The organism is Pseudomonas sp. GM41(2012) (assembly GCF_000282315.2).
In the GTDB taxonomy this organism is placed as follows: Bacteria; Pseudomonadota; Gammaproteobacteria; order Pseudomonadales; family Pseudomonadaceae; genus Aquipseudomonas.
This window is the reverse complement of record NZ_AKJN02000006.1, coordinates 1810779-1825927: the sequence shown is the minus strand read 5'-3', so window position 1 is coordinate 1825927 and position 15149 is coordinate 1810779. Positions and strand designations below refer to the sequence as shown.

General features: G+C 59.6%; 12 protein-coding genes. All 12 read right to left on the bottom strand.

What is annotated here, in order from left to right:
* Positions 1-3: 3 nt before the first annotated feature.
* The 12 genes from nuoH to purB all read right to left on the bottom strand — a co-directional run bounded on the left by nuoH (position 4) and on the right by purB (position 15083).
* Positions 4-1011 carry an NADH-quinone oxidoreductase subunit NuoH gene (nuoH, locus tag PMI27_RS17645; RefSeq protein WP_008146046.1) on the bottom strand — a complete coding sequence of 336 codons (1008 nt, stop codon included), beginning with the start codon at positions 1009-1011 and terminating at the stop codon, positions 4-6.
* Positions 1008-3722, bottom strand: a complete 2715-nt coding sequence (gene nuoG / locus PMI27_RS17650) for an NADH-quinone oxidoreductase subunit NuoG (RefSeq protein WP_008146043.1) — start codon at positions 3720-3722, stop codon at positions 1008-1010. The genes nuoH and nuoG overlap by 4 nt, the downstream gene beginning before the upstream one ends.
* Before the next feature lie 137 nt (positions 3723-3859).
* Entirely contained in the window at positions 3860-5215 is a 1356-nt protein-coding gene (nuoF, locus tag PMI27_RS17655) for an NADH-quinone oxidoreductase subunit NuoF (protein WP_008146041.1), read from the bottom strand.
* Positions 5212-5709 (bottom strand): NADH-quinone oxidoreductase subunit NuoE, encoded by a 498-nt coding sequence (gene nuoE / locus PMI27_RS17660; protein WP_008146039.1) that lies wholly within the window; start codon positions 5707-5709, stop codon positions 5212-5214. Before nuoE ends, nuoF begins: the two co-directional genes overlap by 4 nt.
* 2 nt (positions 5710-5711) lie before the next feature.
* Positions 5712-7496, bottom strand: coding sequence for an NADH-quinone oxidoreductase subunit C/D (gene nuoC / locus PMI27_RS17665; protein WP_008146037.1), 1785 nt, complete (start codon positions 7494-7496; stop codon positions 5712-5714).
* 72 nt (positions 7497-7568) lie between these two features.
* Positions 7569-8243: a NuoB/complex I 20 kDa subunit family protein gene (locus tag PMI27_RS17670; protein WP_008146035.1), complete on the bottom strand. Its 675-nt coding sequence runs from the start codon at positions 8241-8243 to the stop codon at positions 7569-7571.
* Positions 8244-8253: 10 nt separating this feature from the next.
* Positions 8254-8667, bottom strand: coding sequence for an NADH-quinone oxidoreductase subunit A (locus PMI27_RS17675; protein ID WP_008146033.1), 414 nt, complete (start codon positions 8665-8667; stop codon positions 8254-8256).
* Between the two features lie 627 nt (positions 8668-9294).
* Positions 9295-10620, bottom strand: coding sequence for an isocitrate lyase (aceA, locus tag PMI27_RS17680; RefSeq protein ID WP_008032724.1), 1326 nt, complete (start codon positions 10618-10620; stop codon positions 9295-9297).
* A gap of 494 nt (positions 10621-11114) precedes the next feature.
* Positions 11115-11876: a secretin N-terminal domain-containing protein gene (locus PMI27_RS17685; protein ID WP_008146032.1), complete on the bottom strand. Its 762-nt coding sequence runs from the start codon at positions 11874-11876 to the stop codon at positions 11115-11117.
* 162 nt (positions 11877-12038) lie between these two features.
* On the bottom strand, positions 12039-12464 hold the full coding sequence (locus tag PMI27_RS17690) for a GNAT family N-acetyltransferase (protein WP_008146031.1): 426 nt from the start codon (positions 12462-12464) through the stop codon (positions 12039-12041).
* The gene (locus PMI27_RS17695; RefSeq protein WP_008146029.1) at positions 12457-13626 is read right to left on the bottom strand and encodes a ribosomal protein uL16 3-hydroxylase; all 1170 of its coding nucleotides are present in this window, start codon (positions 13624-13626) and stop codon (positions 12457-12459) included. Before PMI27_RS17695 ends, PMI27_RS17690 begins: the two co-directional genes overlap by 8 nt.
* 86 nt (positions 13627-13712) lie before the next feature.
* Positions 13713-15083 (bottom strand): adenylosuccinate lyase, encoded by a 1371-nt coding sequence (gene purB / locus PMI27_RS17700; RefSeq protein ID WP_008146027.1) that lies wholly within the window; start codon positions 15081-15083, stop codon positions 13713-13715.
* Positions 15084-15149 lie beyond the last annotated feature (66 nt).

Genomic DNA, 15149 nt, shown 5'->3' with positions numbered 1-15149 from the left:
TCCTCACTGAGCCGCGACGGCGGGCGTGTTGAGCAACACGATCGCAGCGGTCACCAGCATGTTGACGAGGGTCAGCGGCAGGCAGAACTTCCAGCTGAAATCCATCACTTGGTCATACCGTGGGCGCGGAATCGAGGCGCGCAGCAGGATGAAGAACATGATGAAGAACGCGGTTTTCAGTGCGAACCAGATGAACGGGATCTGCGGCAGAATGCCGAACGGACCGTGCCAGCCACCGAAGAACAACGTCACCAGCAGCGCCGAAATCAACACGATGCCGATGTACTCACCGACGAAGAACATGCCCCATTTCATGCCGGCGTATTCAATGTGGTAACCGTCGGCCAGTTCCTGCTCCGCTTCCGGCTGGTCGAACGGGTGACGGTGAGTCACGGCGACGCCAGCAATGAAGAAGGTCAGGAAACCGAAGATCTGCGGAATGACGAACCACAGGTTCTGCGCCTGGTATTCAACGATGTCGCGCATGTTGAACGAGCCGACCTGGATCACGATGCCCATCAGCGACAGGCCCATGAACACTTCGTACGACACGGTTTGTGCCGAGGCCCGCAAGCTGCCCAGCAGGGCGAACTTGTTGTTACTCGACCAGCCGGCGAACAGCACCGCGTAGACCGACAGACCGGCCATGGCGAAGAAGAACAGAATGCCGATGTTGATGTCCGCCACACCCCAGGTCGGGGTGATCGGGATGATCGCGAAGGCAATCAGCAAGGCGCTCATGGCCACGACCGGCGCCAACGTGAAGATCACTTTGTCGGCGAACGGCGGGGTCCAGTCTTCCTTGAAGAACATCTTGATCATGTCGGCCGCGATCTGGAACGCGCCGAACGGGCCGACGCGGTTCGGACCGTAACGGTCCTGCCAGAGGGCGAGCAAACGACGCTCGACCCAGCTCAGCAGCGCGCCGCACACCACGACGGCGAGCAGAATCACGATGGCCTTGAGGACCGCGATGATCACGTCAATCACTTCAGGCGTGAACCAGGTCATTGAGCTGCCTCCTGCAGACCGTCAACGGATTTGCCAAAGATCGCTGGCGGAATGCCGGAGATACCGGCCGGCAATGCGACCAGACCGGCACCCAGCTCTTCGTTGATGCGCAGCGGCAGACGCAGGGTCTGGCCAGCCACGCTCAAGCTCAGCAGGGCGCCCTCATTGACGCCCAGACGGTCGGCTTCGGATTTGGCCAGCGACACGTAAGCGGCCGGGATGCGTTCCTGAACCGGTGCGGCTTTGGAAGAGTTCTCTTCGCTGCCGAACAGGTGGAAGAACGGCACAACCTGCCAGGTGCCTGGAGCCGGGTTGAACGCGCGCGGAACACTGGCGAACCAGTTCAGCGAGTCACCGGTGCTTTCGATCAGGCGGGTGCCCGGGTCGCCAGCGCGGATGTGACCACCGACTTCGTCCTGGAACTTGTTCCAGGCTTGCGGCGAGTTCCAGCCCGGAGACCAGGCGAATGGCACTTGCTGACGCGGTTCGACCGAGCCCGAGTAACCTTCCATGGAGAACGAGAACGCGGTGTCGTTATCCTGGGAAGTACGCGGCTCGTGCACGCTGATGTCGGCGCGCATGGCGGTACGACCGGAGTAACGCAGCGGTTCGCGAGCCAGTTTCAGGCCTTTGATGCGGAACGCGGCGGACGGTGCAGCGCTGACGATGCCGGCCAGTTGCGGAGTGCTTGCGGCACAGGCAGCGGTGACGTGGTCCAGTTGGGTCCAGTCGATCGGCTGGTTCAACAGGGTCGCGCGCAGGGCATGCAGCCAGCGCCAGCCTTCGTGAACCATGATGCTTGCGTCGAGGTAAGTCGGGTCGAAGACCTGGAAGAAGCGCTGGGCGCGGCCTTCCTGGCTGACCAGCGTACCGTCGCCTTCAGCGAAGCTGGCGGCTGGCAGAACCAGGTGCGCGCGATCGCTGGTGGCGGTCTTCTGATGGTCCGCCACGATCAGCACTTTCGCGGCGTTCAGGGCAGCATCGACCTTGGTTTTGTCGGTACGGGTGTACAGATCGTTTTCCAGCACGACGATGGCGTCAGCTTTACCGTCGATCACGGCTTGCAGCGCGGCATCGACCGAGTCGCCACCGAGCATGGCCAGGCCGAGGCTGTTGGCCTCTGGCACGATCAGGCTGATGGAACCGTTCTTCTCGCGCAGCTTCAGGGCTTTGGCGATGTTGGCCGCGGCTTCGATCAGCGCCTTGGAACCCAGCGAGGTGCCGGCAATGATCAGCGGACGCTTGGCGGCGAGCAGGGCGTCGGCAATGCGCTTGGCCAGCTCAAGAGCTTCAGCGTCCAGGCCTTCAACGGCAGGCGCGCTGGCGTCGAGGGCGTGAGCCACGGCGAAACCGATGCGGGCCAGGTCGTCTGGCGCAGCGTGTACGCATTCTTCAGCGATGTCGTCGAGCTTGGTTTCAGCCAGGCTGGCGATGAACAGCGGGTTCAGCGCGTTCTGACCGATGTTCTTCACGGCGGCGTCGAGCCAAGGCTGAACGCGCATGGCGTCGGCCATGTCTTCGGCTTTGCCTTTGACCGATTGACGCAGGGACAGGGCCATGCGCGCAGCAGTCTGGGTCAGGTCTTCACCGAGGACGAAGATCGCGTCGTGGTCTTCGATGTCGCGCATGTTCGGGATCGGCAGCGGGCTGTCTTTCAGCACCTGCATGACCAGACGAATGCGTTCCAGCTCAGCGGCTTCGATACCGGAGTAGAAGTGCTCGGCACCGACCAGTTCGCGCAACGCGTAGTTGCTTTCGAGGCTGGCACGCGGCGAACCGATACCTACGATGTTGCGACCGCGTAGCAGATCGGCGGCTTTATCCAGCGCTTCGTCGAGGGTCAGCTTGGCGCCGTTGGCCAGCAATGCCTGACGCGGGCGATCCTTGCGGTTGACGTAGCCATAGCCGAAGCGGCCACGGTCGCACAGGAAGTACTGGTTTACCGAACCGTTGAAACGGTTTTCGATACGACGCAGTTCACCGTAACGCTCGCCTGGGGAGATGTTGCAACCGCTGGAGCAGCCATGGCAGATGCTCGGCGAGAACTGCATGTCCCACTTGCGGTTGTAGCGCTCGGAGTGAGTCTTGTCGGTGAACACACCGGTCGGGCAGACCTCGGTGAGGTTGCCGGAGAACTCGCTTTCCAGGGTGCCGTCTTCAACGCGACCGAAGTACACGTTGTCGTGGGCGCCGAACACACCGAGGTCGGTGCCGCCGGCGTAGTCCTTATAGAAGCGCACGCAGCGGTAGCAAGCGATGCAGCGGTTCATTTCGTGGGAAATGAACGGGCCCAGTTGCTGGTTCTGGTGAGTACGCTTGGTGAAGCGGTAACGGCGCTCGTTGTGGCCGGTCATCACCGTCATGTCTTGCAGGTGGCAGTGACCGCCTTCTTCACAGACCGGGCAGTCGTGAGGGTGGTTGGTCATCAGCCATTCAACGACGCTGGCGCGAAACACTTTCGCTTCTTCGTCGTCGATGGAGATCCAGCTGCCGTCGGTGGCGGGGGTCATGCACGACATGACGATCCGACCACGCTTGTCGTTCTCGTCGGTGTACTGCTTGACCGCGCACTGGCGGCAAGCGCCAACGCTGCCAAGGGCGGGGTGCCAGCAGAAATAAGGGATATCGAGGCCTAGCGACAGACATGCCTGTAACAGGTTGTCTGCCCCATCGACTTCGAGCTCTTTGCCGTCTACGTGGATAGTGGCCATGGTTCAAAGTTCTTCGTTGGCCCGGTGTCAGCGGGCGTGGCTAATGGAATCTTGTTATTCGCGTGAATCAACACAGCCGTTAAAGGCGTCATCACACGACAAAGCGAAGGGCACGGACCCTTCGCTTTTTTAAGCGTTTACGCGCCGACTACGATCGGCCTTGCCAGAGGCGGGACGACGGCGCTGGTAGGCGCGATGCCGGCTTCGAACTCATGGCGGAAGTATTTGATTGCGCTGCCCAACGGCTCCACGGCGCCCGGTGCGTGAGCACAGAAGGTCTTGCCTGGGCCGAGGAAACCGACCAGACCCAGCAGGGTCTCGATATCGCCGGCTTGCCCTTCACCGTTCTCGATGGCGCGCAGAAGCTTGACGCTCCACGGCAAACCGTCACGGCACGGGGTGCAGAAGCCGCAGGATTCGCGGGAGAAGAACTCTTCCATGTTGCGCAGCAGGGAAACCATGTTGACGCTGTCGTCCACCGCCATGGCCAGGCCGGTACCCATACGGGTGCCCACTTTGGCGATGCCGCCGGCGTACATTTGTGCGTCGAGGTGTTCCGGCAACAGGAAACCGGTACCGGCGCCGCCAGGCTGCCAGCACTTGAGTTTGTAACCGTCGCGCATGCCGCCGGCGTAGTCTTCGAACAACTCGCGACCGGTGACGCCGAACGGCAATTCCCACAGGCCCGGGTTCTTGACCTTGCCGGAGAAGCCCATGAGCTTGGTGCCCATGTCTTCACTGCCTTCGCGCGCCAACGATTTGTACCAGTCCACGCCGTCGGCAATGATCGCCGGCACGTTGCACAGGGTTTCAACGTTGTTCACGCAAGTCGGCTTGCCCCACACACCAACGGCGGCAGGGAAGGGCGGCTTGGAGCGCGGGTTGGCGCGGCGGCCTTCGAGGGAGTTGATCAGTGCGGTTTCTTCACCGCAGATGTAACGCCCGGCGCCGGTGTGGACGAACAGCTCGAAATCGAAGCCGCTGCCCAGAATGTTTTTACCCAGCAGGCCCGCTGCCTTGGCTTCTTCCACGGCACGGTTCAGGTGCTTGGCGGCGGTGGTGTATTCGCCACGCAGGAAGATGTAGCCACGGTAGGTTTTCAGCGCGCGAGCACTGATCAGCATGCCTTCGATCAGCAGATGGGGCAGTTGCTCCATCAACATGCGGTCTTTCCAGGTGTTCGGTTCCATCTCGTCCGCGTTGCACAGCAGGTAGCGGATGTTGATGGATTCGTCTTTGGGCATCAGGCCCCACTTAACGCCAGTGGGGAAGCCTGCACCGCCGCGACCTTTAAGACCGGAGTCCTTCACGGTCTGGACGATGTCGTCCTGAGCCATGTCGGCGAAGGCTTTGCGCGCAGCCGCGTAACCGTTCTTGGCCTGGTACTCGTCGAGCCAGACAGCTTCGCCGTCGTCACGCAGACGCCAGGTGAGCGGGTGAGTCTCGGCCGACCGCTTGATGCGGTTGGCTGGACCGAAGGAAGTCAGGGTCATACGTAGCCCTCGAGCAATTTGGCAACGCCGGCAGGCTGCACATCACCGAAAGTGTCGTCGTCGATCATCAACGCCGGCGCCTTGTCGCAGTTGCCGAGGCAGCAGACCGGCAGCAGGGTGAAACGACCGTCGGCGGTGGTCTGACCCAGGCCGATGCCCAGATTGCTCTGGATTTCGCTGACTACCGATTCATGGCCACCGATGTAGCAGACCATGCTGTCGCAGACGCGAATGATGTGACGGCCGACCGGCTGACGGAAGATCTGGCTATAGAACGTCGCCACCCCTTCAACGTCGCTGGCCGGGATGCCGAGGATTTCGCCGATGGCGTAGAGCGCGCCATCAGGCACCCAGCCACGTTCCTTCTGGACGATCTTCAGGGCTTCGATCGACGCCGCGCGCGGGTCTTCGTAGTGATGCAGCTCGTGCTCGATGGCCGAGCGCTCGGTTTCGCTCAGGGCGAAACGGTCTGTCTGGATAAGCGTGCTGTTCATGCTTAGCGGTCCACGTCGGCCATAACGAAATCGATACTACCCAGGTACGCGATCAAGTCCGCGACCATGCTGCCTTTGATCACCGAAGGGATCTGCTGCAGGTGCGGGAAGCTTGGGGTGCGAATCCGGGTGCGGTAGCTCATGGTGCCGCCATCGCTCGTCAGGTAATAACTGTTGATGCCCTTGGTCGCTTCAATCATCTGGAAGGATTCGTTGGCCGGCATGACCGGGCCCCACGAAACTTGCAGGAAGTGCGTGATCAGGGTCTCGATGTGCTGCAGGGTGCGCTCTTTCGGTGGCGGCGTGGTCAGCGGGTGATCCGCCTTGTACGGGCCTTCCGGCATGTTGCGCATGCACTGCTCGATGATCTTCAGGCTCTGGCGCATTTCTTCGACACGCACGATGCAACGGTCGTAGGCATCGCCATTGGCCGCCAGCGGCACTTCGAATTCGAAGTTCTCGTAACCGGAGTACGGGCGAGCTTTACGCAGGTCGAAATCGCAACCGGTCGAACGCAGGCCGGAACCGGTGACGCCCCATTCCAGGGCTTCTTTGGTGTTGTAGGCGGCGACGCCGATGGTCCGGCCACGCAGGATGCTGTTGTCCAGTGCGGCTTTCTGGTATTCGTCCAGACGCTTTGGCATCCACTCGATGAAGTCTTTCACCAGTTTTTCCCAGCCGCGCGGCAGGTCGTGAGCGACGCCACCGATGCGGTACCAGGCCGGGTGCAGACGGAAGCCGGTAATGGCTTCGATCACCGTGTACGCCTTCTGACGGTCGGTGAACGTGAAGAACACCGGGGTCATGGCGCCGACGTCCTGGATGTAAGTCCCCAGGAACAGCAGGTGGCTGGTGATCCGGAAGAACTCGGCCATCATGATGCGGATGACGTCGACCTTCTCAGGCACCTTGATGCCGGCCAGCTTCTCGACCGAGAGCACGTACGGCAGGTTGTTCATCACGCCGCCGAGGTAGTCGATACGGTCGGTGTACGGAATGAAACTGTGCCAGGACTGACGCTCGGCCATCTTCTCGGCACCACGGTGGTGGTAACCGACGTCCGGAACGCAGTCGACGATTTCTTCACCGTCCAGCTGCAGAATGATGCGGAACGCACCGTGCGCGGAAGGGTGGTTAGGACCGAGGTTGAGGAACATGTAGTCCTCGTTCGCACCGGAACGCTTCATGCCCCAGTCTTCAGGCTTGAAGCGCGCGGCTTCTTCCTCAAGCTGTTGCTTGGCCAGGGTCAGGCTGAACGGGTCGAACTCGGTGGCACGGGCCGGGAAGTCCTTGCGCAGCGGGTGACCTTCCCAGGTCGGCGGCATCATGATGCGGGTCAGGTGCGGGTGACCGGCAAAGTTGATGCCGTACATGTCCCACACTTCACGCTCGTACCAGTTGGCGTTTGGCCAGATGCCGGTCACGGTCGGCACGCTGAGGTCGCTCTCGGACAAGGCGACCTTGATCATTACGTCACTATTACGTTCGATCGACATCAAGTGATAGAACACTGTGAAGTCGGCGCCGCTTGGCAGCCCTTGACGCTTGGTGCGCAGACGCTCGTCCACGCCGTGCAGGTCATAGAGCATGACGTACGGCTTGGGCAGGTTGCGCAGGAAGGTCAGGACTTCGACGAGTTTGGCACGGGCAACCCAAAGCACCGGCATGCCGGTGCGGGTAGGCTGGGCGGTGAACGCCTCAGGGCCAAAACGGTTGTTCAGTTCAACGACCACATCCTGGTCGTCTGCCTTATAAGGCGGGATGTACAGAGCACTGCCTGTAGTCATGGTTATTTATCGCTTTCGGTCAACGTAAAGAATGAAGCCAGGTTCTCGTTCTATAAAAGAAGCAGGTCTGGATCAGACTTCGTCGGGGCTGCGCAGGTTGGTGACTGCGATTCGCTGTTCGCGGCGCTGTTCCTTTTGCGAAGGCATCTCGGCGCGGTACACGCCTTGATCGCCGACGACCCAGGAAAGCGGACGACGCTCCTGTCCAATCGACTCCTGCAACAGCATCAAGCCTTGCAGAAAAGCTTCAGGGCGGGGCGGGCAGCCAGGCACGTAGACGTCCACGGGCAGGAACTTGTCCACCCCTTGAACGACGGAGTAGATGTCGTACATGCCACCGGAGTTGGCGCACGAACCCATGGAGATAACCCATTTAGGTTCGAGCATTTGCTCGTAGAGACGCTGAATGATCGGCGCCATCTTGATGAAGCAGGTACCGGCGATAACCATGAAATCCGCCTGACGCGGCGATGCCCGGATAACCTCGGCGCCAAAGCGCGCGATGTCGTGGGGCGCCGTGAAGGCGGTGGTCATTTCCACGTAGCAGCACGAAAGACCGAAGTTGTACGGCCACAGGGAGTTCTTGCGCCCCCAGTTGATCGTGCCGTTAAGCACGTCTTCGAGCTTGCCCATGAAAATGTTTTTGTGGACTTGATCTTCTAACGGATCGGAAACGGTTTCCCGTTCGCCAATCGGATACTGCTCGTTAGGAGCATCGGGGTCGATCCTGGTGAGATTGTATTGCATTGCCAAAGCCTCATTGTTTCAGCTTCGCTTGCCGCTTAAGACGAGCTGCCGGAGCCCAGTCAAGGGCGCCCACTCGAAATAGGTAGACAAGACCTGCCAACAGAATTGCTATGAAAACGAGAGCTTCGACAAATCCGGTCCAGCCGCTTTCGCGGACGGACACAGACCAGGCAAAGAGAAAAAGGGCTTCGATATCGAAGATCACGAAGAGCATCGCAACCAGATAGAATTTTGCAGAGAGCCGCAAACGGGCGCCACCTGTAGGCAGCATGCCGGATTCGAACGGTTCGTTTTTGCTGCGGCCCCAGGCTTTTGACCCGAGGAGGCTGGAGACGCCGAGCATGAAGGCGCAAAGGCCGACGACGCCCAGAAGGAAAATGGCAAAGCCCCAGTTGTGGGCCATGAGTCCTGTCGCTTCGGGCATGCTGGTAATCCTTAACAGAGAGCAAAGGTCTCTGAGCTTGAAAAAGAAACAAAGCAGTGACGATATGTCGCAGCAATCAATCCCGCTGATTTTATGGCACAACACCGTGCAAGTAAAATTCCTATAGCGAAATTATTTACAGGAATAAGGACATAGCGCACCTCCAAAACCCTGTAGCCCATGCCGTTCGGGCATTAGCCGGCATTTCATCAATTATGTTTTGTAGGGAATGTAACGAACATAGTTGCGTCTAAATGATAATCAATATTGTTTGGATCGGTTTTTAAACTGTTTAGCGGGTGAGTGGCTGGAAAGTTGTCTTATATGCGCGTTACTGCAAGTAGCGAGCGGGGTCGTTTTACCCTTTTTTCCTGATTGGAAAACTGCTCTGGATCAATGATTTTTCCGTGTTTTTGTAGGAGCAAGGCTTGCCCGCGATGAGCGATGATGCGGTGCGTCTGGCTCACCGCGGCGCGTTCATCGCGGGCAAGCCTTGCTCCTACAAATTTGCGTGGTGTTGAAAATACAGGCAAAAAAACGCCCCGAACCAGTCGGGGCGTCAGATGTGCGGCGATGCGGTTAGCTTTCTATTCGGTCCGCAACGGCCGTTTGCTCAGGTGAAGCAGATCAGTGGAACTGTTCTTCTTCAGTCGAACCGGTCAGCGCGGTCACCGAAGACGAGCCACCTTGAATCACGGTGGTCATGTCGTCGAAGTAGCCGGTGCCCACTTCCTGCTGGTGAGCCACGAAGGTGTAACCCTTGGCAGCGTCAGCGAACTCTTGCTCTTGCAGCTTCACGTAGGCAGTCATGTCGTTACGGGCGTAGTCGTGCGCCAGGTTGAACATGCTGTGCCACATGTTGTGAATGCCGGCCAGGGTGATGAACTGGTGCTTGTAACCCATGGCAGACAATTCGCGCTGGAACTTGGCGATGGTCGCGTCGTCCAGGTTTTTCTTCCAGTTGAAGGAAGGCGAGCAGTTGTACGACAGCAGTTGGTCCGGGTATTCCTTTTTGATCGCTTCAGCGAAGCGACGAGCCTCGTCCAGATCCGGCTTGGCGGTTTCGCACCAGATCAGGTCGGCGTACGGAGCGTAAGCCAGGCCGCGAGCGATGGCCTGGTCGAGACCGGCGCGCACTTTGTAGAAGCCTTCCTGAGTACGTTCGCCAGTCACGAATGGCTGGTCGTACGGGTCGCAGTCCGAAGTCAGCAGGTCAGCCGCGTTAGCGTCGGTACGAGCCAGGATGATAGTCGGAGTACCGGCAACGTCAGCCGCCAGACGGGCAGCGGTCAGCTTCTGTACAGCTTCCTGGGTAGGAACCAGCACCTTGCCACCCATGTGGCCGCATTTTTTCACGGAAGCCAGTTGGTCTTCGAAGTGAACGCCAGCGGCGCCTGCTTCGATCATGCTTTTCATCAGCTCGTAAGCGTTCAGTACGCCGCCGAAACCGGCTTCAGCGTCAGCCACGATTGGAGCGAAGTAGTCGATGTAGCCTTCGTCGCCCGGGCCTTTACCGGCTTTCCATTGGATCTGGTCAGCACGACGGAACGAGTTGTTGATGCGCTTGACCACGGTTGGAACCGAATCCACCGGGTACAGCGACTGGTCCGGGTACATCGATTCGGCGGAGTTGTTGTCCGCAGCGACTTGCCAGCCCGACAGGTAGATCGCCTGGATACCGGCTTTAACTTGTTGTACAGCCTGGCCGCCGGTCAGGGCGCCCATGCAGTTGACGAAATCTTTCTCAGGACGGAAGGACGGCTTGGCGCCCTGGGTTACCAGGTTCCAAAGCTTCTCGGCGCCCAATTTTGCAAAGGTGTGCTCAGGTTGAACCGAGCCACGCAGGCGGACGACGTCAGCAGCGGAGTAAGCGCGTGTCACGCCTTTCCAGCGTGGGTTTTCAGCCCAATCTTTTTCGAGGGCTGCAATTTGCTGTTCGCGTGTCAGTGCCATGGAGATAAACCTCGTCGCATAGGTCTGGGTGGAAAATTCCTGCTCCTGCCAAATACGCATTAGAAGCGTAAAAGGCTGCTCGCTGACCAGAAGCTTAGGTGGTCAAGTCGGATTCGGCGGGGGTGGCGACGGGATGAACGATGGGCTCGAGGGGAAGTGAGCAGGTAAGGGCGAACTGTCGAGCGCATTCGGGCGTCGTGGGCCTTGGTACGAACTTCAGTGTGGAGCCGGGTTACCTAATTACGCTTCCGTCCCTCGGGACAACTTCGTTCCAGTCGGCAACCTCGTCAAACACACCTTGTGGGCGGTACAGACACGAAGCGGCTCGCGGGGTAGGTGCGAACGGCGCCTCGAAGGCCCTTGCCAGGGCCCCTGATTAGCGGGAGCGAGGCCATCATGCCTTTGCTTTTTTGTATCGTCAAACGTTTTGTAGTGCTTTTTTTATGGCACTACATCTTTGGTCTAATACGACTAATCAGTCAGTTTTCGGTGGTTTAGTCCAAAGTATCGACTTTCACCCGCAGGGTCATGTCATCCCGGCCCTGAGTCGAGTAGCTGCGGGTCTGGCCCTGTTTGTCGGCCTGAGTCTGGCGGTTCACGCCGGCCAGGGTGATCCATTCACCCAGTCGTCCCGTGACAGTTGTGTCGGTACTTTGCACATTCACTACATCGGGACGTTCCTGGCTCATGCGGTCACGATTGGTACTGATCGCGAGGTGAACGATATCGCCGGTGACGCTGGCGGTGACGTAGAAACCCTGGGTGACGTTGCGGTATTCGGTCTGGCTTCGCAGATCGCCGTAGGAATCGGTCTGTGTGCTGGTGAGCGGAACGCTCTGGCCGACCTGGATCAGTGCCGGCGTCCCTTCGCTGGCCTGGATCTGCTGAATCCCGCCGTCACGGCTGTCGGTACTGCGATTGATGATGCGAGTCTGGCTCGGTTTGGCGCCATTTACCGAGTAACCCTGATCGCCCTGGAAGTTGTTTTCGTTGGTGTCGACGGTGATCAACAGGCGCTTGGGTTGGGTGTCGAGTTGCGCAATCAGGGCTTTAAGTTCGTCGATCTTGCGCTGATCGGCATTGACGATCAGTTGGTTGCCATAGGCGCTGACCTGGCCTTCCTTGCCGATGAAATCCTGGGCCATCGGCAGCATGTCGGCGCTGGTGTGGTAGTTCAGGGGCACGATCTCGGTGGCGGCCATGACCGAAAAACTGCAGGTCAGCAGCAGCGTGGTGAGCAGGGTGCGTAGGGACATATCCGTTATCTCCGACATCTTGAAGTGTTGATATTGCCAGTTTGTCGGCCCGGCGTGGGGCAAGTTGAATCGTAGACAGCAAAACGCCCCGGCATCCGAAGATGGCGGGGCGTTTTGTGGTGTTCTCTGTGGTGAGGGGGCAAGCCCCCTCACCACAGGGTGTCAGGTCGAGTGCCGCACCATGTCTACGTGTGGAATGCCTGCTTCCAGGAATTCCTCACTGACCAGGCTGAAGCCCAGGCGCTCATAGAACGCCGTGGCTTGTACCTGCGCGCTCAGCATCTGCTGCTTCAGCCCGCGATTCTCGGCTTCACCGATTACCGCTTGCATCAGCGCATCGCCGACTTTCAAGCCGCGCCAGTCTTTCAGCACCGACACCCGGCCGACGTGGCCGTCGGGTAGCAGGCGGGCGGTGCCAATCGGAAAGTCGCCTTCGAAGGCCAGGAAATGCACCGCCGTTGCGTCATCAGCATCCCATTCCAGCTCAGGCGGAACGGATTGCTCGGCGATGAACACCGTCTCACGAATGCGCCGGATCTCGGCGTTGTCCTTTTGCCAGTCTGCGACACGTACGTGAATTTTATTCATCAGCAAACCCCAGGCTGCCTTGCTTGACCAGCTCGCACAGCAGGCCGCGGCCGTCTTCGTCGCTCAGCCAGTCACCGAGGTTATCGGTGTGCAGGGCGTCGGCAGCGCAGATCAATTTCAGCAGCTCGCGCAGTTTGCCCGGCAGGTAACGGCTCTGGCCGCTGGCGAACAGCAGCAGGTCGTCATCGACTTCGGACCAGGCCATGCGTGCGCTTGGGTTGCGGATCAGCACAGCGCCTTGTTCCAGGCTCGCGAGGAAGTCTTCTTCTTCGACTTCTTCCGGGCCGACGACCAGTTCCGGGTAGCGCGGCTCGGTCATGTACTGGCCGAACCAGGTCAGCAGCAGGCGCTCGTCGCTCATGTGCTCGGCCAGCAAAGCTTTCAGGCGATCAAGGGCGTCGTGCTGAATCTGGTGTGGATCGACCGCCGGCAGGGCGTCGGCATCGGTGTAGCGTTCTTCATCGGTCAGGAACTGGCTGAGGAAGTCGGTGAAGTGAGTCAGCACTTCAGAGGCGCTCGGGGCGCGGAAGCCGACCGAGTAGGTCATGCAGTCATCCACCGCAACGCCGCAATGGGCCAGGCGCGGCGGCAGGTAGAGCATGTCGCCCGGTTCCAGAACCCACTCATCGGTGGCTTCGAAGTCGGCGAGGATGCGCAGGTCGGCGTGTGGCAGCAGCTTGCTCTCGGAGTCGCACATCTGGCCAATCTTCCAGTTGCGCTTGCCGTGACCTTGCAGCAGGAACACATCGTAGTTATCGAAGTGCGGACCGACACTGCCACCCGGGGCGGCGAAGCTGATCATCACGTCGTCGACGCGCCAGCTCGGCAGGAAGCGGAAGTTTTCCAGCAACTCGCTGACTTCTGGCACGAATTGGTCGACCGCTTGCACCAGCAGGGTCCACTCGGTTTCCGGCAACTTGCTGAATTCGTCTTCGGCAAACGGGCCGCGACGCATTTCCCAAGGACGCTCGCCGTGTTCGATCACCAGGCGCGATTCAACTTCTTCTTCCAGCGCCAGGCCGGCCAGTTCGTCTGGGTCGATCGGGCTTTCGAAATCAGGGATCGCCTGGCGGATCAGCAGCGGTTTTTTCTGCCAGTAGTCACGCAGGAATTCGCGCGCCGTGATGCCGCCCAGAAGTTGAAGAGGAATATCAGGATTCATGTGTAACCTATTGAAAAAATGCACTTTTCAGACGGGAATAAAAACGCCCGGCGCTGCCGGGCGTCTCAAAAGGGTAAAGCGGTCGATCAGATGCGTTTGGCTTGCTCTACAGCGTTACCGATGTAGTTCGCCGGGGTGAGCAGTTTCAGCTCGGCCTTGGCGGCGGCTGGCATGTCCAGGCCGTCGATGAAAGTTTGCAGTGCTTCAGGGCTGATGCCCTTGCCACGGGTCAACTCTTTCAGTTTTTCGTACGGGTTTTCGATGTTGTAGCGACGCATCACGGTCTGGATTGGCTCGGCCAATACTTCCCAGCACGCGTCCAGGTCAGCAGCGATTTTCTGAGCGTTGAGCTCGAGTTTGCTGATGCCCTTGAGGCTGGCTTCGTACGCGATCACGCTGTGGGCGAAGCCGACACCGAGGTTGCGCAATACGGTGGAGTCGGTCAGGTCGCGCTGCCAGCGGGAGATCGGCAGCTTGCTCGCCAGATGCTGGAACAGTGCGTTGGCGATACCCAGGTTGCCTTCGGAGTTTTCGAAGTCGATCGGGTTGACCTTGTGCGGCATGGTCGACGAACCGATTTCGCCAGCGATGGTGCGCTGTTTGAAATAGCCCAGGGAGATGTAGCCCCAGATGTCACGGTCGAAGTCGATCAGGATGGTGTTGAAGCGCGCGATCGCGTCGAACAGCTCGGCAATGTAGTCGTGCGGCTCGATCTGCGTGGTGTACGGGTTGAAACCCAGGCCCAGCTCGTCTTCGATGAAGGCGCGGGCGTTCTCTTCCCAATCGATTTCAGGGTAGGCCGACAGGTGGGCGTTGTAGTTGCCGACAGCGCCGTTGATCTTGCCCAGCAGCGGAACGGCCGCGACTTGAGCGATTTGACGCTCCAGACGGTAAACCACGTTCGCCAGCTCTTTGCCCAGGGTGGTCGGCGAAGCCGGTTGACCGTGGGTGCGCGACAGCATTGGCACATCAGCGAAACGGATCGCCAGTTCGCGGATGGCGTCGCAGGTCTGGCGCATCAGTGGCAGCATCACGTCATCACGGCCTTCGCGCAGCATCAGGGCGTGGGACAGGTTGTTGATGTCCTCGCTGGTGCAGGCAAAGTGGATGAATTCGCTGACAGCAGCCAGTTCAGGCAGCTTGGCCGCTTGCTCTTTGAGCAGGTACTCAATGGCTTTGACGTCGTGGTTGGTGGTGCGCTCGATCTCTTTGACACGCTCGGCGTGCTCCAGAGCGAAGTTTTCCGCCAGGGTGTTCAGCACAGCGTTGGCTTCGGCGGAGAACGCCGGCACTTCGCTGATGCCAGGGTGAGCGGCCAGGCGCTGGAGCCAGCGCACTTCAACCAGAACGCGAGCACGGATCAGGCCGTATTCGCTGAAAATTGGGCGCAGGGCCTGGGTTTTGCCGGCGTAGCGGCCGTCAACAGGGGAAACCGCAGTGAGCGAAGAAAGCTGCATGGGGTGTTCTCGGACAGTCGGGCAACGAAATGGGGCGCGTATCATACATGAAAAAATCCGCCGGTC

Bases quoted from the DNA above. Each gene is read 5' to 3' on its own strand.
- nuoH (WP_008146046.1), bottom strand. From the start codon at position 1,011: ATGACCTGGTTCACGCCTGAAGTGATTGACGTGATCATCGCGGTCCTC.
- nuoG (WP_008146043.1), bottom strand. From the start codon at position 3,722: ATGGCCACTATCCACGTAGACGGCAAAGAGCTCGAAGTCGATGGGGCA.
- nuoF (WP_008146041.1), bottom strand. From the start codon at position 5,215: ATGACCCTGACTTCCTTCGGTCCAGCCAACCGCATCAAGCGGTCGGCC.
- nuoE (WP_008146039.1), bottom strand. From the start codon at position 5,709: ATGAACAGCACGCTTATCCAGACAGACCGTTTCGCCCTGAGCGAAACC.
- nuoC (WP_008146037.1), bottom strand. From the start codon at position 7,496: ATGACTACAGGCAGTGCTCTGTACATCCCGCCTTATAAGGCAGACGAC.
- PMI27_RS17670 (WP_008146035.1), bottom strand. From the start codon at position 8,243: ATGCAATACAATCTCACCAGGATCGACCCCGATGCTCCTAACGAGCAG.
- PMI27_RS17675 (WP_008146033.1), bottom strand. From the start codon at position 8,667: ATGCCCGAAGCGACAGGACTCATGGCCCACAACTGGGGCTTTGCCATT.
- aceA (WP_008032724.1), bottom strand. From the start codon at position 10,620: ATGGCACTGACACGCGAACAGCAAATTGCAGCCCTCGAAAAAGATTGG.
- PMI27_RS17685 (WP_008146032.1), bottom strand. From the start codon at position 11,876: ATGTCCCTACGCACCCTGCTCACCACGCTGCTGCTGACCTGCAGTTTT.
- PMI27_RS17690 (WP_008146031.1), bottom strand. From the start codon at position 12,464: ATGAATAAAATTCACGTACGTGTCGCAGACTGGCAAAAGGACAACGCC.
- PMI27_RS17695 (WP_008146029.1), bottom strand. From the start codon at position 13,626: ATGAATCCTGATATTCCTCTTCAACTTCTGGGCGGCATCACGGCGCGC.
- purB (WP_008146027.1), bottom strand. From the start codon at position 15,083: ATGCAGCTTTCTTCGCTCACTGCGGTTTCCCCTGTTGACGGCCGCTAC.